Raw genomic sequence first — 20013 nt, 5'->3', positions numbered from 1 at the left:
CACCTCACAGATCAGCCGTTCTCGGCGAACTCCTTGGCGTGCCTCAGGGTCGTGAGGCTGTTGGTCCCCAACGCGTGGCGGATCAGCTCACGTGCGCGCTCGATCGTGCCGTCCGGGCCGAGCACCTCCGGCACGACCTCAGGCCGGATGACCACGGTGTGGTGCGAGGTCGCCTCGATGCCGGCCTCGATGCCGTCGCCGATGTCCCGCAACGTCCACCGGCCGACGTGCGCGGCCATGATCGGCGGCGTCCTGGTCTGCTTGTAGACGATCGTGTCGTGCGGAGTGCACACCCGCACGGAGTGCGTCGTGTGGATCGAGCCGTCCGGGCTGCGCGTGTCCATCTCCATGGACTGCACACCGGTGACGGCCTCGGTGAGGTCGAGCCGGGCGACGTGCGGCAACCGCTGCGGCCACAGGTCCGACCGGTACAGGAACTCGTAGACGTCCCTGCGGGTCGCGTGGATCGTGATGCTGTCCGAGAACGACAGCACGTACTTGTCGTAGTCGTCGCCGAGCTCGGCGGCGCGCTTGAGCGCCGCGAGCTCGGCGTCGCTGTTGTTGTTCACCGCCTTCAGGACCAGCTCGACGGCTTCCGGCTGCGCGGTGGTGAAGTGGTGCAGCAGGTCGACGCGGGTGGCCGAGTCGGCGATCGGCACGATTCGCCACTCCCCTCCCATCGACTTCACGGGTGCCGCCGAACGCTCCTGCTCGAACTTGACGTGCAGGTTCGCCGAGTCCAGCTCACGGCGAGACGTCCACGTGCGCACGTCACCGTTGGCGAAGGCGTGCAGCCGCAACCGTTCGGTGGTCCCGTCGGTCTCGAACACCTCGGCGTGCACCGTGGGCCCGAAGATGTACGGCCAGCGCGTCACGTCCGCGATCAGGTCGTACACCACCTTGGCGGGGGCACCGATCATGACCGTGTGCGTGGTGGTGTGGGTCATGTCCCCGTGTCTCCGTTCTCGGCTCGCCGGCGGTCAGGCCGCGAGGTCTCCGTTGACCTTGGACAGCAGTTCGCGCGGGGTCTCGATGTCCGCAAGCTCGTCGTCGCCGACACCGACGCCGTACCGGCGCTTGATCAGTGCCACCGTCTCCAGCAGGGCCAGCGAGTCGAAGCCCAGCTCGAGGAACGGAGTGTCGAGAATGTCCTGGCCGGCTTTGAACGAGTCGTCCTCGCCGGCGGCCTCGTTGAGAATCTCCTTGAGAGCCTCGATGGTCAGTGCGCTCACGGCTTTTTCCTTTCCTCACCGGGCGTTTCCGCTCGCCCACGAAGTGAGGTTGCCAGGGCGCACTGGTAGGCCAGTGGAGGTTTCCTCGAACAACATGCCAAGAAAACGTTGCCACACAACGAGAAACGGCCCCCGCCACAGTGTGGCGGGGGCCGCTGGAGTCTGGATCAGGCGAGAAGTCCTTGCAGCTGACGGGCTTCCGCACGGTCGAGCCGCGGATCGGACGTGACGATCGCGTGCTGCAGCTGTTGCAGGCGTGCCGACGGCTCGACGCCGAGCTCGTCGACCAACGTGCGGCGCAACGCCCGGAACGCGTCCAGTGCCTGCCACTGCCGTCCCGCGCGGAACAGCGAGATCATGTACTGCGCGCACAGGTTCTCGTTCATCGGGTTCTGCACCGTCAGCACGGAAAGCTCGCTCAGCAACGCCTTGTGCTTGCCCATCCGCATGTCCGCCTCGATGCGCATCTCCAGCACGCCGAGTCGAGACTCCTCCAGGCGCACGACCTCGACGCTGAGCGGCATGCCCGGCCGAACGTCGACGACGGCCGGCCCGCGCCACATCTCCAGCGCCGAGCGCAACAGCCGGGACGCGGACGCGTAGTCGTCGGCGTCGTAGGCGTTCTGGCCGGACCGCGCCAGTCGTTCGAACTCGTGCACGTCAACCGCGTCCTCGGGCACGTCGAGCAGGTAGCCGCCGTACCGGGTGACGAGCACTTCCTTGGCGCCGTTCTCGTCGGACTCTGCCAGTGCGTCGCCGATGAGCCGGCGCAGCTGCAGGATGTAGGTCTGCAGCGTGGTGCGCGCACTGCGCGGCGGGCGGTCGTCCCACAGCTCCTCGATCAGCGTCGGCACGGACACCACGGAGCCGGAGTGCAACGCGAGCAGCGCCAGGATCTGCCTCGGTTTGGCCGCGGACGGCGTGACCGATCGACCGTTCACCTTGGCCTCCACCGGCCCCAGGACCTTGATCTGCATCGCCGTCCCCCTTCTGCTCGAACTTGAGAACCAGTGTGGTCCGCAGGTGGGGGCGGCGTTAGTGCACCAGCCATCGATGTCAGGTGAGTTCTCCCCGGCGCGGGTATGAGAACTTCATACCGGGGCGCATTAGCCGGTAACTACCGATCCATTACCGCTGGTCGGCACCATTACCCCCGACACTCGACACGTAAACATCGGAGATGCACATGTACCCCACCGTCACCGTGGAGCACCTGGCTTCCGTTTCCGCCACCGACGCCTCGGACGACCTGAAGATCTACGAGTTCGACCGTGAGACCACCGTGGACTTCGGCAGCGGCTGGTCGGCCACCATGCCCGGCGGCAGGTCCTTCGTCAGGTACGAAGAAGTCCTCGCGGCATGAGAAGAGACCTGGCCGAACCGGGCGAGCAACGCATCGGTTTCAGACGACACCTCCGGCCGCAGATCGTGCGGGGCGAAGCGGTGTACCTCTTCGGGGAGTCCGGGGTCACCGCGATCCAGGGCCCGCACGTGGAGACGCTCGCGCTCCTGCTCGACGGCACCCGCGACCTCGCCGGGCTGCTCCGCGACGCGTCCGCGGACCTGACCGCGGACCAGGTCGAGCGCATGCTCGCCCGGCTGGCCGCGGCAGGCCTGATCGGCAGCAGGGGCACGGAGGACGGTTCGGCCGACATCGAGGCCTCACTCGCGTACTGGGACGCGGCGGGCCTCGATCCCGCGGACGCGGTGGCGGCGACAACGACGTCGCTCGTCTCCGTGGTCGCGATCGGCGAGATCGATCGCGACTCGCTCGTGGACGCCTTGTGCCGCAACGGACTCACGGTCACCTCGGGGAGTGGTGACCTCACGGTCGTGGCGTGTGCGGACTACCTGGCACCCGAGCTCCGCGACATCGACGCCGCGCACCGCGCCGCCGGCACGCCGTGGTTGCTGGTCAAGCCGGTCGGCGCGCAGGTGCGCGTGGGTCCCTTCTTCACCCCTGGCGACGGCCCGTGCTGGCGTTGCCTGGCCACCCGGCTGTCGGCCAACCGGTCGGCGGAGGCCCACGTGCGGGCGCGCTGCGGAGAGCGCGGCCCCGCACCGCGGGCGGCGATCGGGTTGCCGTCGCTGCGGGCGACCGCGCTGGAGATCGCCTCGGTCGAGGCGATCAAGTGGCTCGCGGGACTGCGCCAGGACACGCAGCGGTCCGTCTGGAGCTACGACAGCCTGACCATGAAGGTCACGCAGCACGAGGTGCGGGCACGCCCGCAGTGCCCCGGCTGCGGTGATCCGGAGATGGTCGCGCGCAGGGCGTTCCAGCCGGTCGTCCTGACGAGCCGGGTGAAGCGCTCCTGCGACGGCGGCGGCCACCGGTCGTCGTCGCCGCAGGAGGTGCTCGGCACCTACCGGCACCTCATCGGCCCGCTCACCGGGATCGTGCGGGACATCCGCCGCAACGACGACGGACCCGCGTTCTTCAACTCCTTCTGGTCCGGTTCGAACATCGCGGCCTCGGGTGAAGGCCTCGAAGGACTGCGCTCGTCCCTGCGGGCGGAGACCGGCGGCAAGGGCGTGACGGCGCTCGACGCCGAGGTCGGCGCGCTGTGCGAGGCCGTCGAACGACGCAGCGGCGCGTTCTGCGGCGACGAGGCCCAGGTGAGCGGCAGCTACCGGTCGCTGGGCGAGCCGGCGATCCATCCCGACACCGTGCAGCAGTACCACCCGCGCCAGTTCGTGGACCGCGACGCCTGGAACGCGAGCCACTCGAAGTTCCAGCACGTCACCACCCCGTTCGACGACGACGAGGTGATGAGCTGGACCCCGTACTGGTCGCTCACCGAACAAAGGCACAAGTTCCTGCCCACCGGCATGTCCTACTTCGGCGCCCCCTGCCCGCCGAGTGTCACGTCGAACTCCAACGGCTGCGCCGCCGGCAGCAGCCTGGAGGACGCGGTGCTGCAGGCCCTGCTGGAGCTCGTCGAACGCGACGCGGTCGCCATCTGGTGGTACAACCGCACGCCGCTGCCGGGCGTGGACCTGGACTCGTTCCACGACCGGTGGATCGACGAGTGCCGCGAGGTGCACGCACGCCTCGGCCGCGAGATGTGGCTGCTCGACGTCACCTCCGACCTGGGCGTGCCGGTGATGGTGGCGGTGTCGCGGCGCACCAACGGCCCGCGGGAGGACATCATGCTCGGCTGCGGGGCCCATCTGGATCCGCGGATCGCGGCCCGCCGGGCGCTCACCGAGCTCAACCAGTGCATGCCGATGGTCTGCGAGCCGGTCCGGCTGGAGAAGTTCGACGTCGACACGCGGTTCTGGTTCGAGCACGCCCGCGTCGCCGAGCAGTCCTGGCTGGTCCCCGACCCCGCCGTGCCGCCGCGGCACGCGATGCACCACGGCTACCAGCACCGGCGCGACCTGGCCGACGACGTCCGCGCTGTCCAGGACACCCTGGAAAGCCGCGGGATGGAGGTGCTGGTGCTCGACCAGACGAGGCCCGACATCGGGCTTCCCGTCGTCCGGGTGGTCGTGCCGGGACTGCGCCACTTCTGGTCGAGGTTCGCTCAAGGGCGCCTCTACGACGTGCCGGTACAACTTGGTCGACTGGACCGGCCTCGAAGATACGTTGAGCTCAACCCGATCCCGTTGTTCATGTGACTCATCACCTGCCGGAGCGGAGGCGCGCCGTGGTGCCCACGCAATCGCACATCCCAACGGGTCGCCCGCTGTGGTCGTTGCTCGAGGACGCGTTCGTCGACGAGGGCGCGGAGCACCTCACCGTGCACGGCCGGTGGGGTGCGATCCAGCTCGCCGACACCAGCCCGGTCGTCCGGGAGGCGCTGCACCGGATGAGCCTCGGCCCGGTCGCGCTGGAGAACATCTCCGCGCTGCACGACAACTTCGTGCGCTGGAAGACCGGCAGCGGACCGTGCCTCGTCTGGCGCAGGCTGAAGAACACGCTCGACCAGCTCGGTGGTTGCGTCGTGCCGTCGCTCGGCATGGACGACGGCGCCGGGCCGATCCTCTCGGTCGTGGCGGTGACCGGTGACGCCGTGTTCACGTTGCCGCACATCGAGGACGACGAGGCCGTCACGATGCGGCCGGGTACCGAGATCGAGAGGCTGAACGGCGACCAGGCGCTGACCTGCGTGGGCCAGCAGTACCAGGCGATCCTGCACAGCGCGCCGGCGACGGAGATCGCGAAGTCGTTGCTCGGCGGCGAAACCACGATCACGCACATCGCGGACGCGCTGCAGATCAGCCGGACGCTGGTCGCCGACGTCGTCGCCTACCTCGCCGGTGCGCAACTCGTCGTGGCGAGGTGTTGAGCCGTAGTCATGTTGCTCCGAACGAGGTTCGCGAAACGCGAGATTTCCCAGGAAGCGCCCGTATCATGGCCGCGTCCAGACCCTCGCGCGGGAGCTGCTGCTGTGACACTGCGACAGGAACGCTCATCGGTGTCCCGTCGCTTGGCGTACGTCGTGATCAGCATCGTGTTCGCCAACTACCTCGGCAACGCCTTCTTCTACGTCCTGCAGGCCGGCACGACGCCGGTGCGGATCGTCGCCTCGCTCGCCTGCCTGCTGACGATCGGCTACCTGCAGCTGCGGGTGTTCTCGCGGCCGGGCGCCGACCTGCGGTCCGCCCAGGCACACCTGGCGCTGGGCGCGATGGCGTTGCTCGTCTTCGTGCCGGTGCTCTTCTTCCCCAACGCGTGGTCCGGCATGCCCGGGTTCTTCGCGGGCAGCGCGTTGCTGGTCCTGCCCGGCCGGGTGCGGTGGCTCGTGTTCGGCGCGGTGGCGGTCACCAACGGCTTCATCAAGTACGTGCACGTCGCCAACGTCGCCGAGCTCGTCTACTACGTGCTGACCCCGGTGGTGTCCGGCCTGGTCGTCTACGGCCTGTCCCGGCTGCCCTCGCTGGTCCGGCAACTGGAGACCGCCAGGTCCGAACTCGCCGAGCTGGCCGTGTCGCAGGAACGGCTGCGGTTCGCCCGCGACCTGCACGACCTGCTCGGGTTCAGCCTGTCCGCGATCACGCTGAAGGTGGAGCTGGCTCGCAAACTGGTCGGCGAACACACCGAACGCGCGTTGCGCGAGCTGGCCGAGATCCTCGGCATCGCCCGCGAGGCGTTGACGGACGTGCGTGCGGTGGCGTCGAGCTACCGGGAGCTGTCGCTGTCGGACGAGATCGAGTCGGCGCGGTCCGTGCTGGCCGCGGCGGGGGTCGCGACGACGATCGAGGGCGAGTGCGCCGAACTGTCGCCGCGCTCCCGAACCGTGCTCGCGACGGTGCTGCGCGAGGGCGTGACGAACCTGCTGCGGCACAGCGACGCCACCCGTTGCTCGATCACGATCTCCTGCGACGGACAGCTGGTGTCCATCGACATCACCAACGACGGCGCGCCCAGCGAGGCCGCGGCCGACCGGGGCAGCGGTCTCACCAACCTCGCCGCCCGCACCACGGCCGTCGGCGGATCCCTGCACGCCCAGGCGTCCCCGGACGGCACGTACCGGTTGCACGCGGAGGTGCCGGCGACGCCCGCGCCGGAGGAACCGGCGAGCGAGCTGGGTGCGGCGGGTCCGCCGATCGCGACGCAGTTCGCGCAGGTGCTGCTCACGACCGTGGTGATCGGCTACGGCTTGATGGCCACCACGCTGGCGTTCCACGACTACAGCCTGCTCGGGCCGCTCGGGATCGCGGTCGCCGCGGTCAGCGTCGCGGGCATGGTCGCGCTGGTGCTGGGCATCGTCAGCCGTCCGCACCTCCAGCTGACCCCGGTGCAGACCGCGGCGGTGCTCGCGGGGGTCGCGATCTGCGTGTACGCGCCGCAGTTCGTGTACGGCAGCCCGTTCATCGGGGTGCCGGGCTTCGTGGCCGGGTCGGCGGCGCTCCTGCTGCCCCGCGCGGCGGGCTGGGTCGGGTTCATCGCCGTCGTCGCCGGGCAGGGTGTCGTCTTCGGCGTCCTCGGTCAGGGCCCCGTGTACATCGCGTGGGGCGTCATGGCCACGATGAACCACGGCCTGGTGCTGTACGCGTTGAGCCGGTTGCGGTCCATGGTGACCGAGCTGCACGAGGCGCGGGAGGAACTGGCGACGGCGGCGGTGACGCAGGAGCGGTTGCGGTTCGCGCGCGACCTGCACGACCTGCTCGGCTACAGTCTGTCCGCGATCACGTTGAAGAGCGAGCTCACGCACCGGCTGCTCACGATCGACCCCGGCCGGGCCCGCCAGGAGCTCACCGAGGTGCTGGACATCTCCCGGCAGGCGCTGGCGGACGTGCGGTCGGTGGCGTTGAGCTATCGCGAGCTGTCGTTGAACGAGGAGACCCAGTCGGCGCAGGCGTTGCTGTGCGCGGCCGACATCGAGGTGACCGTGCGGATCGACGCGTGCGACGAGCTGCCCACGGACGTGCGGGTGACGCTCGCGACGGTGTTGCGCGAGGGCGTGACGAACCTGCTGCGGCACAGCAAGGCCGAGCGCTGCGAGATCGTGCTGTCCAGCTCACCGCAGCTCGTCACGATGGACATCATCAACGACGGGCTCGCGGCGACGGACCGGAACTCCCGCAACGGCAGCGGTATCGGCAACCTCACCACCCGCGTCTGCGCGCTGGGCGGGAGCCTGGACGCCGGCCCCACGTCCGAGCGCACCTTCCGCCTGCACGCCGAAATCCCCCTCGCCTAACCCTGCTGCCGGTCGGCACGCGGGGCCCTTTCGTACTGTCACGTAGTACGAAAGGGCCCCGCGTGCCGAAAAGTGGGGCTGGTGGGGTTCGTGTGGGTGAACGGGTTGGGAGTTGGGGCGGGAGTTAGATCCAGCCGGCTTCTTCGGCTATGCGGATGGCGTCTACGCGGTTGCGGCCGTTCAGCTTGGTGATGATGGTCGTCATGTAGTTGCGGATGGTGCCGGTCGACAACGACAGTGCGGTCGCGATCTCCGGGGCGTCCGAACCCGCCGCGGCGAGCCGCAGCACCTCCAGTTCGCGGTCGGTCAGCGGGCATTCCCCCCGGTCCCAGGCCGCGAGCGCCAGCTGGGAGTCGACCACCCGCTTGCCGGCGGCCACGTCGCGGATCGCGTCGGCGAGCTGGCCGGGCGGGGCGTCCTTGAGCAGGAAGCCGTCCACGCGGGCGGCCAGCGCCTTGCGCAGCGTGCCGGGGCGGCCGAGCGACGTGAGCATCAGCGTGCGGACCTCCGGCATCGTCTCCCGGATCTTCGCGGCGGCGCTGAGCCCGTCGAGGATCGGCAGGTCGATGTCGATCACCGCGACGTCCGGTTTGTGCTGCCGCGCCATCGGCAGGATCTTGTCCCCCGAGCTCACCTCGGCGACGACTTCGATGTCCGGTTCGAGGTTGAGCAGCGCGATGAGGGCACCGCGCACCATGTGCATGTCCTCGGCCAGCAGAACCCTGATCATTGCGCCCTCCGGCGACACACCATATCCCGCGGCGTTCAGGCCGCGCTCGACGCCGCGTCGAGGTGTACCGGCAACGGTGGTGGGGACCTGCCTGCGAAAGGGATCCCGCCATGGAACGCAGCGTCAACGTCACCGTCGTGTACTACTCGTCCACCGGGACGATCCACCGCATCGCCACCGAGATCGCCGAGACGGCGGAGAAGGCGGGAGCCGAGGTCAGGCTGGTCAGGGCGGCCGAGCTCGCGCCACGGGCCGCCGTGGACTCGCGGCCCGCGTGGGCGGAGCACCTGAAGGCGACCGAGGACGTGCCGATCGCCCAGGTCGACGACGTCCTGTGGGGCGACGCGGTCCTGTTCGGCACGCCCACGCGGTTCGGCAACATGTCCGCGCAGCTCAAGCAGTTCATCGACACGCTGGGACCCGCGTGGTTCCAGGGACGTCTGGCGAACAAGGTGTACAGCGCTTTCACCTCCGGCGGCAGCACGCACGGCGGCATGGAGACCACGATCGTGTCCATCTACAACATGGTCTGCCACTTCGGCGGGATCATCGTGCCGCCGGGGTTGAACGAGAACCCGTACGGCACCTCCCACGTGCTCGGTTCGGACAGCGCACCGGTCAGCGAGATCGCGTTGCAGTCGGCTCGGGTGCAGGCCGACCGGGTCGTGCGCGTCGCCCGTGCGCTGAAGGAGGCCTGAGTGCGCGTCGACGGCATCTACCTGCGGGGCAACGGGATCCGGCTCCCCGCGACGCTGAACGTGCAGGACGCCATCGACTCCGGCGAGTGCGAACCGAAGCTGGTCGCGCGCACGGACGTCACCAGCGTCGCGTACTCCCCCGACGAGTCGGCCGCGGAGATGGGCGTGCGCGCGGCCCAGCAGGCGCTCACGAGGGCCGGCAGCACCGGCGAGGACGTAGAACTGATCCTGCACGCCACGACCTACCACCAGGGGCAGGACCTGTGGCCGGTCGGCAGCTACATCCAGCGCGAGACCGTCCGCAACAGCTGTCTGGCGTTGGAGATCCGGCAGATGTCCAACGGTGGCATGGCCGCGCTGGACCTCGCCGTGCGCTACCTGAGCCCCGGTCGTGACGCACTGCTCACCACGGCCGACCGGTTCTGCCTGCCCGGCATCGACCGGTGGCGCACCGACCCCGGCACGCCGTACGCCGACGGCGCGAGCGCGGTCGTGCTGTCCCGGCGCGGCGGATACGCGCGACTGCTTTCATTGGCCATCAACGCGGATTCCGAGCTGGAGCCGTTGCACCGCGGTGACGAACCGATGGGGCTCGCGCCGTTCGAGCACCGCATGCCGGTGGACTTCGAGGCCGCCAAGCACGCGTTCGCCAAGCGGTTCGGGCTCTCCTTCGGCATCAACCGGGCCAACGCGGGACAGGCGGCCGCGGTCGAGGAGGCGTTGGCGGACGCGGACATGAAGCTCGGTGACGCGGACTGGGTGGTGCTGCCGCACTTCGGCCGGCGCCGCCTGGACGTGAACTACCTGCGGCCCTACGACATCGACCCCGCGCGCACGACGTGGGAGTGGAGCCGCACGATCGGGCATCTCGGTGCGGGCGACCAGTTCGCGGGACTCGGCCACCTCGTCGACACCGGACAGGCCCGGCCGGGACAGCGGATCGTGCTGTTCGGCGTGGGTGCCGGTTACAGCTGGGGATGCGCCGTCATCGAGATCGACGCGAAGCCGTCCTGGGCGGCCTGAGCGCCGTTCAAGCGGGATACCAGACGGTTTTGGCTGGATAGGTGCCACACCCGTTGGCTTTCGAAAGGAACCCAGACCATGTCCGACCAGCCGTTTGAAGGCCAGCGAGTCGTCGTCACCGGTGGTGGCACCGGAATCGGCAAGCACGCGGCCGTCGAGTTCGCGAAGCTCGGTGCCGCGAGTGTGATCATCACCGGTCGCCGCAAGGTTCGGCTGGACGAGGTCGCCGAGCTGCACCCGAACATCGTTCCCGTGGCCGCCGACGTCACGACCGCCGAGGGCGCGCAGGCCGTCGCCGACGCCGTCGAGACCAACGGTGCCAAGCTGGACGTGCTGGTGCACAACGCCGGCATCTTCCGCAACACGCTCGCCGAGTACTTCGACGAGAAGGCCAGCAACGAACTGCTCAACATCAACCTGCTCGGCCCGGTCCGCCTCACCGGCGCGCTGTACCGGTTCCTCGCCAAGCCCGGCGGCAACATCGTGTTCGTCTCCTCGGTCGCGGGCCACAACCCCGAGCCCGGCGCCGCGCTGTACGCGGCCAGCAAGGCGGGCATGCACAGCCTGACGCTGACGTGGGCGCGCGAGCTCGCCCCGCTCGGGATCCGGGTCAACGCCGTCGCCCCGGCCGGCGTGCGCACCGAGGTCTACGCGGCCAACGGGCTCAACGAGGAGGAGACCGACGGCATCTTCGCGACGCTGGCGGACATCATGCCGCTCGGCCGCACCGGCACGGTCGAGGACATCACGCCGTGGATCACGCAGCTCGCGAGCCCTGCCAGCTCCTGGGTCACCGGCCAGATCATCACGATCGACGGAGGCCAGGACCTCACCGCCGGCACCGACCACCTGTTCATGTCGTGGTTCCGCTCCCGCCTCGAAGGCGATGCGGCCTGATCAGCACCGTCACCAGAGCGGTCGTCACCGGTAGATTCCGGTGACGGCCGCGTTTCCGCGTTTACAGAAAGGCCATCCCGTGCTGGACCGCCGCGCGATCAACCGTGCCACCCTCGCGCGCCAACTTCTGCTGCAGCGTCACGACCTGGGCGTGCTCGAAGCGACCGAACAGCTCGTCGGGCTGCAGGCGCAGCTGCCGTTCCCGCCCTACATCGGACTGTGGGCGCGCCTGCGGAGCTTCGACCACGACGAGCTGTCGAAGCTCATCCTGGACCGCCAGATCGTGCGGTCGTCGCTCATGCGCTACACCATGCACCTCGTGACCACGCCGGATCTGCTGTGGCTGCGGCCGTTGCTCCAGCCGGTGCTCAACCGGGCGCAGAAAGGCTTCTTCGGCCGCCAGACCGAGGGCCTGGACCTCGGTGAGATCGCCGCGCACGGCCGGAAGCTGCTGCGCGGCAAGGCCCTCACCCAGGTGCAGCTGCGCGAGTCGATGAGCGAGAGGTTCCCCGGCCGCGATCCCCTGTCGCTGGCCTACTCCGTGCAGTACCTGGTGCCGCTGGTGCACGTGCCGCCGTGGGGCAAGGGCGGTTCGGTGCCGTCGACGCTCGCGGAACCGTTCCTGGACCAGGAGTTCGTCTCGGATCCGGACCCGAAGCAGCTGGTGCGCCGTTACCTCGCCGCGTACGGCCCGGCCACCGTGAAGGATCTCCAGGCGTTCAGCGGTCTCACGTTCATGGCCAAGGTGTTCAAGGACATGGGCGACGAGCTGGAGGTCCTCGTTTCCGACACCGGCCAGGAGCTCTACGACCTGCCCGACGCACCGCGGCCGGACGGTGACACGCCGGCGCCGGTCCGGTTCCTACCCGAGTACGACAACCTGATGGTGTCGCACTTCGACCGCACGCGGGTGATGGACGACGACGTCCGCAAGCGGGTCTGCGTCGGCGCGGGCATCGCGGCCACACTGCTGGTCGACGGGTTCGTGCGCGGGTTGTGGAAGCTCAAGGAGCAGAAGAAGACCGCGACCCTGACGCTCACTCTGTTCCAGCCCTTGTCCAAAAAGGATCTGAAGGCGGTCGAGAAGGAAGCCGACGGGGTGTTGCGGTTCGCGGCACCGGACGCGACGACGCGGGAGTTCGTGGTCGAGTGAAGCTCAGCGCACGGCAGCTGAACCGGGCGTTGCTGGCCCGGCAGTTCCTCCTGGAACGCGCTGCGAAAACCCCGATCGAGGTCGTGGAACACCTGGTGGGCATGCAGTCCCAGGTCCCGCTCTCGCCGTACGTGGGCCTGTGGTCGCGGGTGAGCGGTTTTCAGCCTGCCGACCTCGCCGGGACCCTGGAGAGCCGCGAAACGGTCCGGATCGTGCTGATGAGAGGCACGATCCACCTCGTGAGTGCCCGCGACGCGCTGCTGTTGCGGCCGTTGCTGAAACCCGTGCTGGACCGCGTGAACTTCACCGGCCACAACGGAAAGCAGATCGCGGGCATCGATCCCGACGAGCTCGCACAACGCGGTCGAGAGCTGCTCGAAGCGCAACCGTGCACCCGCGAGGACCTCGGCAAGCTGCTGAAGGAGCGCTGGACGGGCCACCAGGCGACGGCGCTGGCCTACGCGGTGCAACTACTCGTCCCGCTCGCCCAGATCCCGCCACGCGGCGTCTGGGGCGTCGCGCAAGGCCGTGGCGACCACGCCACCCTGAACACCTGGCTGGGTGCCGAATCCCTGCCCGAACCGTCGATCACCGAGGTGGTTTCCCGTTACCTCAGGGCGTTCGGGCCGGCGAGCGTCCAGGACGCGCAGACGTGGTCCGGTCTGACGAGACTGTCCGAGGTGTTCGACCGGTTGCCGCTCAGGCAGTTCAGCGACGAGAACGGCCGGACGCTCTTCGACCACGAGGACTCGCCACGGCCGGACGAGGACACCCCGGCGCCGCCGCGGTTCCTGCCCGAGTTCGACAACATCGCGCTCTCACACGCCGGCCGCACCCGGATCATCTCCCCCGGCTTCAACGGTTCGTCCACCCGCGGCAGCTTCACCGTCGACGGGTTCGTCAGCGGTACCTGGAAGGTGGCGAAGGGGACCCTGCTCATCGCGCCGTACCAGCGGTTGCCCAAGCGGGACAGCGCCCAGGTCGAGGCCGAGGGACGCCGGTTGCTGGAGTTTGCCGCACCGGACGCCGGGCACGCCGTGGTGTTCGAGCAAACCTAGAGCACGCTGCGGTTTTCTGGCCGGTATGACGACGATCGCGCTGCCGGACGGATTCCGGCCAGAGTCGATGACGATCGGGCCCGGTCCGTTCGCGTACTTCGGTTCGCTGGCCGACGGGTCCATCTACCGCGCGGACCTGATCACCGGCGAGGGCCGGACCATCCACCCCGGACCCGGCACCGCCGCGGCCGGCGTGAAGATCGACCGCCGGGGCCGCCTGTTCATCGCGGGCGGCTTCGCCGGCGACGCCCACGTGATCCACGCGGCCTCCGGCGCCACCCTGGCGTCCTACCCGCTCGCGGGACTGGTCAACGACTTCGCGCTGACCCCGACGGCCGCGTGGGCCACCGACTCGGTGCTGCCGGTGCTGTGGAAGCTGCCACTGGGCGGCAACGGCGAGCTGCCCGAACCGGAGCAGGTCGAACGGCTGGAGCTCACCGGCGACATCCGGTACCTCGAAGAAGGCTTCAACGCCAACGGGATCTGCCGCACCCCGGACGGCACGGCGTTGCTCGTCAACCAGTCCAACACCGGCGGACTGTTCCACGTGGACACCACCACCGGCCGCGCCACCAGCGTCGACCTCGGTGGCGAGGACCTGATGGACTGCGACGGCATGGTGCTCGACGGCGAGCTGCTGTACGTGGCGATGGGCGTGCGCAACGAGGTCGTGCTCGTGCGGCTCAACCACGAGGGCACGGTCGGCAAGATCCTGCGCCGGGTGAGCGACCCCCGGTTCGACATCCCGAGCTCGCTCGCCCTGCACGACGACCTGCTGTACGTGATCAACGGCAGGTTCACCACCGAGGCCACGCCGGAGACGGCCTACACGTCGATCGCGGTTCCCCGCCCCAGGTAGCGCAAGGAGCCCCCGCCGGACCGGCGGGGGCTCCTTCTTCGTACGACAGGTCAGGCGGCGGTGACGACCTCGTCGTACTCGAGCCGTGGCGACCGCGGCCACCAGGCGTTCTCCCCCGGCTTGCCGATGTTCATGACCAGCAGCACCTTCTGCTTGCCGTCCGGGAAGAACTCGCGGTTCACGGCGTCGGCGTCGAACCCGATCATCGGACCCGCGCACAGTCCGGCGGCGCGGATGCCGAGCAGGAAGTACGCGGCCTGCATCGTGCCGTTCTGCACGGCGGAGGCCTCGCGGATCGCCGGGTCCGCGAACATGTCCTTGGCCTCGGGGAAGTGCGGGAACAGCTTCGGCATCAGCTCGTGGAACTCGAGGTCCGCGGCCAGGATCGCGACCAGCGGCGCCTGTGCGACCTTGGCGCCGTTCGGCCCGTACATGGTCTTCACCAGCCGTTCGCGGGCGTCCTCGGAGCGGATCAGCACGATCCGCAGCGGCTGCTGGTTCATCGACGTCGGGGCGTACTTGACCAGGTCGTAGACGGCCTGCAGCGTCTCGTCGGAGACCGGTTCGGACGAGAACGTGTTGGCCGTGCGGGCCTCCCGGAACAGCAGGTCCTGGGCGGCGGCGTCCAGCTCAAGCGACATGGCGCGACTCCTCGATCAGTACCGCGGAGATGCGCTCCGCGAGCATCATGGTGGGCAGATTCGTGTTGGCGGCGGGAACTTCCGGGATGACCGAGGCGTCGGCGACCCACAGGCCGTTCACGCCGAGCACCTGCCCGTCGGGTGACACCACGGAACCCATCGCGCAGGTGCCGACCGCGTGGTGGTACGTGCCGACGTTCGCGAAGATCCACCGGTCCAGCGCCTGGTCGTCCGAGAGGTCGGCCGGTGGGCTGTTGAGCGGCGGGCCGTCGATCTCCCCGGCGAACGGCTTGGTGCCGACCAACCGCAGCAGGTCACGCACACCGGACCGCATCAGCGCCCTGTCCTCATAGGACCGCAGCAGGCCGAGGTCGATGAGCGGCGCGTCGGTCGGGTCGGCCGACCGCAGCCGCACCTTGCCCCGCGAGGAGGGCTTGAGCAGCGCCACCGAGATGATCAGGTTCGCGCCGGTCGTCTCGGCGGGTGACGGCGTGCCCGGCAGGAACTGCAGGCCGGAGGACGTCGTCGCGACCGCCTGGTACAGCGCGGGGCCGCGGCCCATCAGCTTCACCGTGACGAGCGGGTGGTCCTGCAGCCCCTGCCCCACCGGCAGATCCGCGACGACCGCGATGCCGAGCGCCGACAACGCCGTGGCCGGCCCGATCCCGGACCGCATCAGCACGGCGGGCGAACCGTACGCGCCCGCGGCGACCACGATGTTGTGCGCCGACACCGTCTCGCCGCCCAGGAGCACCACGCCGACGGCCCTGCCGTCCCGGACGAGCACCTTGCACACCAGGGAGTTCGGCCGGATCGTCAGGTTGCCCCTGGACCTCGCGGCCGCGAGATAGGTGACGGCGGTGCTCTGCCGCACGCCGTCGATCTCGTTCAACGGCACCGGTCCCGCACCGATCGCGCCGGGTGCGTTGTGGTCCTCGACCCGTTCCATGCCCAGAGAAACCGCGGTCTCGATGAACGTCCGGTTGGTGGACGTCATGTCCTCGGCGGGCCGGCGGATCGGCACCACCGCCTCCACGGCCTCGAAATAGCGCTGTGCCAGGTCGAACGACCACGAGCCGGGCCACGCGTCGTAGTCGGCAGGCGCACCGCGCAGGGCGATGCACGCGTTGACCGCCGAGCACCCGCCGACGATCTTGCCGCGCGGCAGGTTCAGCGGCTCGCCGCCGATCTGCGGCTCGGACCGGTACATCCAGTTGTGCGTCGGGCCCGCAACGGGGTCGTCCGGTCCCGCTTCCAGCAGCAGCACGCGCCGAGATGGGTCCTCCGACAGCCGTGCCGCCAGAACGCCGCCCGCCGAGCCGCTGCCGACCACGATGACGTCGAAGTCAGCCATGGCCCCTAGTCAGCCAGTGTTCTCTGCATCCCGGCTCGCACGTGCCTTGAGATGGCTCAGGTTCCTCTCAAGGCACGCAATGCCGTGGCCGGGGACGGTGGAAACCCCACTGTGAAAAGGAGATCCGTATGAGCGCCGAAGCGATTCCTGCGACGTCGCGGGAGCTGCGCCTGGTTTCGCGTCCGGCGGACCGGCTGACCCAGGAGAACTTCGAGCTCGTCGAGGTGCCGACACCTACCCCCGGCGACGGCGAGGTGTTGGTGCGCAACGAGTGGATGTTCCTCGGCTCGGTGTACCGCGATCTGATGAACTCAGAGACCGCGCTGCCGATCCCCAACTACGAGATCGGCAAGACCCCGTGGTGCACCACCGTCGGCACGGTCGTGGTGTCCAACAACGAGGAACTCCCGGTGGGCACGTTCATCCTGCACTACGAGGGCTGGCGCGAGTGGGCGGTCGTGAGCCCCGGGTTCGGCGTGAAGAAGCTCGACCGCTCGCTGCTGCCCGGCGCGGAGTACTACCTCGCCAACGGCCCCACCGCGTGGCGCGGCATCGTCGAGATGGCGGACGCCGGCGAGGGTGACGTCGTGTTCGTGTCCGGCGCGACCGGCGCGGTCGGCACGCTGGCCGGCCAGATCGCGAAGGCCCGCGGCGCCAAGCTCGTCATCGGTTCCACCGGCAGCAAGGAGAAGGTCGACTTCCTGCTGAACGAGGCCGGCTTCGACGCGGCGTTCGACTACCACGACGGCCCGGTGCTGGACCGGCTGCGCGAGCTCGCTCCCGACGGCATCACGGTGTGCTTCGACAACGTCGGCGGCGACCAGTTCGAGGCCGCCGTCGAACACGCCCAGCCCGGCGCCCGGTTCGCCCTGTGCGGCGCGCTGAGCGGCCAGATCGGTGGCACGGACGGCGACCACCCGCGCCTCGCCCTGATGCGCGCCATCGCGAAGCAGCTGACGTTCCGCGGGTTCGCCACCTTCGACACCGAAGAGCAGCTGGCGGCCTGGAACCAGACGTTCGCCACCTGGCTGAACGAGGGCAAGATCTCCTTCGCCCACACCGTCGTGAAGGGCGGTGTGCCGGTCGCGGCGGAGGCGTTCATCGCGTTGCTGGACAAGAAGTACGCGGGCACCGTCGTGCTCCAGCTCAACGACTGAGCCACCTCACGAAGAAGCCCCCGGCCGAAACCGGGGGCTTCTTCGCGTCCGGAGTTCAGACGCCCGCGAGGGCCTCCAGCTCCGGCACCAACGCCGCCGGGGACGGCGCGTTGTGGATCTCGTGCTGCAGTGCCAACGAAGCCTCCTTGGCCTCGGGCTTGTGGATCAGCTCTTCCAGGCGGTCCTGGATGAAGCTCACGTCCCGCTGCTTCTCCACACCCTCGACGTACGCACCGGCACCGGTGGCTTCCAGCCGCTCCGCCCACGGGAAGTGGTCGGCGAACTGCGGCAGCACCAGCTGTGGCGTGGCGGCGTTCAGCGCGGTGAGGCCCGTGCCGGAACCGCCGTGGTGCACGATCACCGAGCACGTCCGCATGAACAGGTTCAGCGGCAGGTGCGAGGACGAGATGACCTTGTCCGCGATCACCGAGTGGTCCTCGGCGTCGATCCCGTTCGGCACGGCGAGCACGACCTCGACGTCACCGAGGCGCGCGATGGCCTCGTAGACCCAGCCCAGCACCTTGCGCATGCCGAGCTCCTTGGGCATCGAGCCGAACGACACGCAGATCCGCGGCTTCGACGGCTGCTCCAGCGCCCAGTCGGGCACGGCGCCGAACCCGTTGGACGGCAGGTACCGCACGGGGCGGCCCTTCTCCAGTCCCGGCAGCTGGAACGACGGCGGGCACGGGTCGATGGTCAGCTCCGGCTCCGGCAGCCCGGTCAGGCCCATCTGCTGCGCCACCGGGTCGAGGACCATGTGCGCGGTCTCCTCGAACGCCTCGGTCAACGGGTCGACGCCCCAGCGGTGCCGCACGACCGGCACCCCGAGGACGCCGCCGAGCAGCCGCCCGGACAGGTCCATCGGGTCCGTCAGGATCAGGTCGGGCGCGAACGCCTTCGCCTTCTCCAGCTGCAGCGGGAGGATCTCCGCGGTGCGGCCGGCGGGACCGTAGGCGATGTTGCCCCAGAACTGGCGGTCCGGCCGCGGCAGCGCCTCGGCCGGGGAGGCGTTCTCACCGGCCTGCTGGATGATGCCCTGCAGCATCATCTTCTGGTCCTGCTCCTCGCCGAGCGCGATCGCGTCGAGGCCGGTGGACTTCACGAAGGGCACCAGGTGCTGTGGTGTGGTGACGATGACCTCGTGACCGGCACCGCGCAGTGCCCAGCTCAGTGGGACGATCGGCTGCAGGTGCCCGCTCGCCGGCCACGTGCTGATCAGTACTCGCATTGCCGTTGCTCCTTCATCCGGCTGACGGTAGGTCTTCGAGCGGCACGCCGGTCGTGGCGCTGAGATAGCGGTCGACGACGCGCCGGTAGTAGTCGGGGCCGAAGCCCAGCTCGCGCACGACTGGTGCGAGGCGGGTGAGCTTGGCCAGGGAGATGTCGTGCCGCGCGTACGCCTCGCGGTAGGTCTTCCGCAACGGCACGCGCAGCCGGTTTTCCAGGTGTTCCACCACGTCCTCGACGGGGACGGGCACGCCGCTGGCGACGTTGACGACCTCGTCCGACATCCGGATGGTCAGCAACGCGTCGAGCAGCCGCACCACGTCGAGCACGTCGATCAGATCGCGGTGCGCTCCCCGCCAGACCTCGATCTCGCCGGAACGCACCTGTGCCACCAGAGTCGGCATCATCTGATGTGGACGCTGGTCGGGACCGACGAGATGTCCCAGGCGCACCACCAGGTACGCCACCCCGGAGGCGCGGATCAGCGCCTCCATCGCGAGCTTGTGGCGGCCGTAGGCGTTGCCGGGGAACACCGGCCCGTCCTCCGTGCCCGGCGAGTCCGGTGAGCCGTACATGGCGGCGGACGCGGTGGAGAAGTAGACGAACAGCTTGCCTTCGGCCCGGCATCTGCGGATCTCTTGGTGCAGCATGCCGGTTTCGCGGCCGAACTCGTCCGACGACGTGGCGACGGTCGAGGAGGATCCGGCCGCGAACGCGACGACGTCATGATGCTTTCCCGCGATGCGTGCGAGGTTCATGGCCAGGAAGCCACGCCCGATGACGTCCATGGAAGTCCCTTACTGGGAGATGTCCTGCTCGCTGCGGACACCGATGTGTTGCACGAGCAGACCGTCGCGGCCCTCGAAGAAGTGCGCCTGCGCGTAGGTGAAGCGCGTGCCGACGGGAGCCGGCTGGCCCTCCTCGGTCTCGGTGCCGGTGAAGCGCACGCGCAGCACGACCGTGGTGCCCTCGGCGACGGCCTGCTGCACCTCCCACTTCGCGTCCTTGAAGCGGCGGTTCAGCCACAGGATGTGCTGCCGCACGCCTTCCGGGCCGTCGGGGAACATTCCGGGCGGGCCGGTGACGTCGAAGAAGTCGTCGTGGATGAGCCCGTCGACCAGGCTGAGGTCCTGGGTGTTCAACGCGACCTGGAGCTTGAGCGCGAGGTCCTTGTAGTGCTCGCTGATCGACTTCCGGTACGTCGCGGCGAGCGCGACGTCCACAGAAGGTTCTGTGACGGCCGTCATTTGAGTCTCCCTCGAAGATTCCTGGAAAAGAGCCCATCACGGGCGGAAGGCCCGCCGATCGCGATGATCGGCGAGCCTTCCGGAAAT

General features: G+C 69.2%; 20 protein-coding genes. 11 read left to right on the top strand and 9 right to left on the bottom strand.

Annotated elements, in window-relative coordinates:
• Positions 1-11: 11 nt before the first annotated feature.
• The 3 genes from G7043_RS28315 to G7043_RS28305 all read right to left on the bottom strand — a co-directional run bounded on the left by G7043_RS28315 (position 12) and on the right by G7043_RS28305 (position 2209).
• Positions 12-947 (bottom strand): aromatase/cyclase, encoded by a 936-nt coding sequence (locus tag G7043_RS28315; RefSeq protein ID WP_166050642.1) that lies wholly within the window; start codon positions 945-947, stop codon positions 12-14.
• A gap of 33 nt (positions 948-980) precedes the next feature.
• The gene (locus tag G7043_RS28310; RefSeq protein WP_166050640.1) at positions 981-1232 is read right to left on the bottom strand and encodes an acyl carrier protein; all 252 of its coding nucleotides are present in this window, start codon (positions 1230-1232) and stop codon (positions 981-983) included.
• A gap of 167 nt (positions 1233-1399) precedes the next feature.
• Complete coding sequence (locus G7043_RS28305) at positions 1400-2209, bottom strand: AfsR/SARP family transcriptional regulator (protein ID WP_166050638.1); 810 nt, start codon at positions 2207-2209, stop codon at positions 1400-1402.
• Between the two features lie 209 nt (positions 2210-2418).
• On the opposite strand from G7043_RS28305, the gene G7043_RS28300 reads away from it, so the two are divergent.
• The 4 genes from G7043_RS28300 (at position 2419) to G7043_RS28285 (ending at position 7882) form a co-directional block, all read left to right on the top strand.
• A complete protein-coding gene (locus G7043_RS28300) occupies positions 2419-2595 on the top strand; it encodes a hypothetical protein (protein ID WP_166050636.1) in 177 nt (58 codons plus the stop codon).
• The gene (locus tag G7043_RS28295) at positions 2592-4853 is read left to right on the top strand and encodes a TOMM precursor leader peptide-binding protein (RefSeq protein WP_166050634.1); all 2262 of its coding nucleotides are present in this window, start codon (positions 2592-2594) and stop codon (positions 4851-4853) included. The genes G7043_RS28300 and G7043_RS28295 overlap by 4 nt, the downstream gene beginning before the upstream one ends.
• A 29-nt stretch (positions 4854-4882) precedes the next feature.
• Positions 4883-5524 (top strand): hypothetical protein, encoded by a 642-nt coding sequence (locus G7043_RS28290; protein ID WP_166050632.1) that lies wholly within the window; start codon positions 4883-4885, stop codon positions 5522-5524.
• Between the two features lie 129 nt (positions 5525-5653).
• Positions 5654-7882 carry a sensor histidine kinase gene (locus G7043_RS28285; RefSeq protein ID WP_166050630.1) on the top strand — a complete coding sequence of 743 codons (2229 nt, stop codon included), beginning with the start codon at positions 5654-5656 and terminating at the stop codon, positions 7880-7882.
• A 124-nt stretch (positions 7883-8006) separates the two neighbouring features.
• On the opposite strand, the gene G7043_RS28280 is transcribed toward G7043_RS28285, so the two are convergent.
• Positions 8007-8612, bottom strand: a complete 606-nt coding sequence (locus G7043_RS28280; RefSeq protein ID WP_166050628.1) for a response regulator transcription factor — start codon at positions 8610-8612, stop codon at positions 8007-8009.
• Positions 8613-8722: 110 nt separating this feature from the next.
• Here G7043_RS28280 and wrbA point away from each other — a divergent pair, with 110 nt between their 5' ends.
• From wrbA to G7043_RS28250, 6 genes are all read left to right on the top strand, one after another.
• A complete protein-coding gene (gene wrbA, locus G7043_RS28275; RefSeq protein WP_166050626.1) occupies positions 8723-9310 on the top strand; it encodes an NAD(P)H:quinone oxidoreductase in 588 nt (195 codons plus the stop codon).
• On the top strand, positions 9311-10333 hold the full coding sequence (locus G7043_RS28270) for a ketoacyl-ACP synthase III family protein (RefSeq protein WP_166050624.1): 1023 nt from the start codon (positions 9311-9313) through the stop codon (positions 10331-10333).
• A 78-nt stretch (positions 10334-10411) separates the two neighbouring features.
• Positions 10412-11230 (top strand): SDR family NAD(P)-dependent oxidoreductase, encoded by an 819-nt coding sequence (locus tag G7043_RS28265; protein WP_166050622.1) that lies wholly within the window; start codon positions 10412-10414, stop codon positions 11228-11230.
• A gap of 79 nt (positions 11231-11309) precedes the next feature.
• A complete protein-coding gene (locus G7043_RS28260; protein ID WP_166050620.1) occupies positions 11310-12383 on the top strand; it encodes a winged helix DNA-binding domain-containing protein in 1074 nt (357 codons plus the stop codon).
• Positions 12380-13441 carry a winged helix DNA-binding domain-containing protein gene (locus tag G7043_RS28255; RefSeq protein ID WP_166050618.1) on the top strand — a complete coding sequence of 354 codons (1062 nt, stop codon included), beginning with the start codon at positions 12380-12382 and terminating at the stop codon, positions 13439-13441. The genes G7043_RS28260 and G7043_RS28255 overlap by 4 nt, the downstream gene beginning before the upstream one ends.
• 25 nt (positions 13442-13466) lie before the next feature.
• Entirely contained in the window at positions 13467-14300 is an 834-nt protein-coding gene (locus G7043_RS28250; protein ID WP_166050616.1) for an SMP-30/gluconolactonase/LRE family protein, read from the top strand.
• 50 nt (positions 14301-14350) lie between these two features.
• Here the strand turns inward: G7043_RS28250 and G7043_RS28245 are convergent, their stop codons facing one another.
• Both G7043_RS28245 and G7043_RS28240 read right to left on the bottom strand, forming a co-directional pair.
• Positions 14351-14941 (bottom strand): malonic semialdehyde reductase, encoded by a 591-nt coding sequence (locus G7043_RS28245; protein WP_166050614.1) that lies wholly within the window; start codon positions 14939-14941, stop codon positions 14351-14353.
• Positions 14931-16295, bottom strand: coding sequence for a GMC family oxidoreductase (locus G7043_RS28240; protein WP_166050612.1), 1365 nt, complete (start codon positions 16293-16295; stop codon positions 14931-14933). The genes G7043_RS28245 and G7043_RS28240 overlap by 11 nt, the downstream gene beginning before the upstream one ends.
• A gap of 128 nt (positions 16296-16423) precedes the next feature.
• On the opposite strand from G7043_RS28240, the gene G7043_RS28235 reads away from it, so the two are divergent.
• Positions 16424-17452, top strand: a complete 1029-nt coding sequence (locus G7043_RS28235; protein WP_166050610.1) for an MDR family NADP-dependent oxidoreductase — start codon at positions 16424-16426, stop codon at positions 17450-17452.
• 55 nt (positions 17453-17507) lie between these two features.
• On the opposite strand, the gene G7043_RS28230 is transcribed toward G7043_RS28235, so the two are convergent.
• From G7043_RS28230 to G7043_RS28220, 3 genes are read right to left on the bottom strand one after another with little or no spacing between them, the layout of a single operon-like run.
• Entirely contained in the window at positions 17508-18680 is a 1173-nt protein-coding gene (locus tag G7043_RS28230; protein WP_166050608.1) for a nucleotide disphospho-sugar-binding domain-containing protein, read from the bottom strand.
• Positions 18681-18693: 13 nt separating this feature from the next.
• Positions 18694-19467, bottom strand: a complete 774-nt coding sequence (locus tag G7043_RS28225) for an NAD-dependent epimerase/dehydratase family protein (protein WP_166050606.1) — start codon at positions 19465-19467, stop codon at positions 18694-18696.
• A 9-nt stretch (positions 19468-19476) separates the two neighbouring features.
• Complete coding sequence (locus G7043_RS28220; RefSeq protein WP_166050604.1) at positions 19477-19926, bottom strand: ester cyclase; 450 nt, start codon at positions 19924-19926, stop codon at positions 19477-19479.
• Positions 19927-20013 lie beyond the last annotated feature (87 nt).

Source organism: Lentzea alba, from assembly GCF_011067745.1.
GTDB lineage: Bacteria > Actinomycetota > Actinomycetes > Mycobacteriales > Pseudonocardiaceae > Lentzea > Lentzea alba.
The sequence above is the reverse complement of the archived record's forward strand: the minus strand, read 5'-3'. Positions and strand labels throughout refer to the sequence as shown.

Excerpts from the sequence above, each read along its gene's own strand:
- G7043_RS28305 (WP_166050638.1), bottom strand. The coding sequence starts at position 2,209 with ATGCAGATCAAGGTCCTGGGGCCGGTGGAGGCCAAGGTGAACGGTCGA.
- G7043_RS28240 (WP_166050612.1), bottom strand. The coding sequence starts at position 16,295 with ATGGCTGACTTCGACGTCATCGTGGTCGGCAGCGGCTCGGCGGGCGGC.
- G7043_RS28295 (WP_166050634.1), top strand. The coding sequence starts at position 2,592 with ATGAGAAGAGACCTGGCCGAACCGGGCGAGCAACGCATCGGTTTCAGA.
- G7043_RS28245 (WP_166050614.1), bottom strand. The coding sequence starts at position 14,941 with ATGTCGCTTGAGCTGGACGCCGCCGCCCAGGACCTGCTGTTCCGGGAG.
- G7043_RS28300 (WP_166050636.1), top strand. The coding sequence starts at position 2,419 with ATGTACCCCACCGTCACCGTGGAGCACCTGGCTTCCGTTTCCGCCACC.
- G7043_RS28225 (WP_166050606.1), bottom strand. The coding sequence starts at position 19,467 with ATGGACGTCATCGGGCGTGGCTTCCTGGCCATGAACCTCGCACGCATC.
- G7043_RS28220 (WP_166050604.1), bottom strand. The coding sequence starts at position 19,926 with ATGACGGCCGTCACAGAACCTTCTGTGGACGTCGCGCTCGCCGCGACG.
- wrbA (WP_166050626.1), top strand. The coding sequence starts at position 8,723 with ATGGAACGCAGCGTCAACGTCACCGTCGTGTACTACTCGTCCACCGGG.
- G7043_RS28315 (WP_166050642.1), bottom strand. The coding sequence starts at position 947 with ATGACCCACACCACCACGCACACGGTCATGATCGGTGCCCCCGCCAAG.
- G7043_RS28280 (WP_166050628.1), bottom strand. The coding sequence starts at position 8,612 with ATGATCAGGGTTCTGCTGGCCGAGGACATGCACATGGTGCGCGGTGCC.
- G7043_RS28250 (WP_166050616.1), top strand. The coding sequence starts at position 13,467 with ATGACGACGATCGCGCTGCCGGACGGATTCCGGCCAGAGTCGATGACG.
- G7043_RS28230 (WP_166050608.1), bottom strand. The coding sequence starts at position 18,680 with ATGCGAGTACTGATCAGCACGTGGCCGGCGAGCGGGCACCTGCAGCCG.
- G7043_RS28235 (WP_166050610.1), top strand. The coding sequence starts at position 16,424 with ATGAGCGCCGAAGCGATTCCTGCGACGTCGCGGGAGCTGCGCCTGGTT.
- G7043_RS28265 (WP_166050622.1), top strand. The coding sequence starts at position 10,412 with ATGTCCGACCAGCCGTTTGAAGGCCAGCGAGTCGTCGTCACCGGTGGT.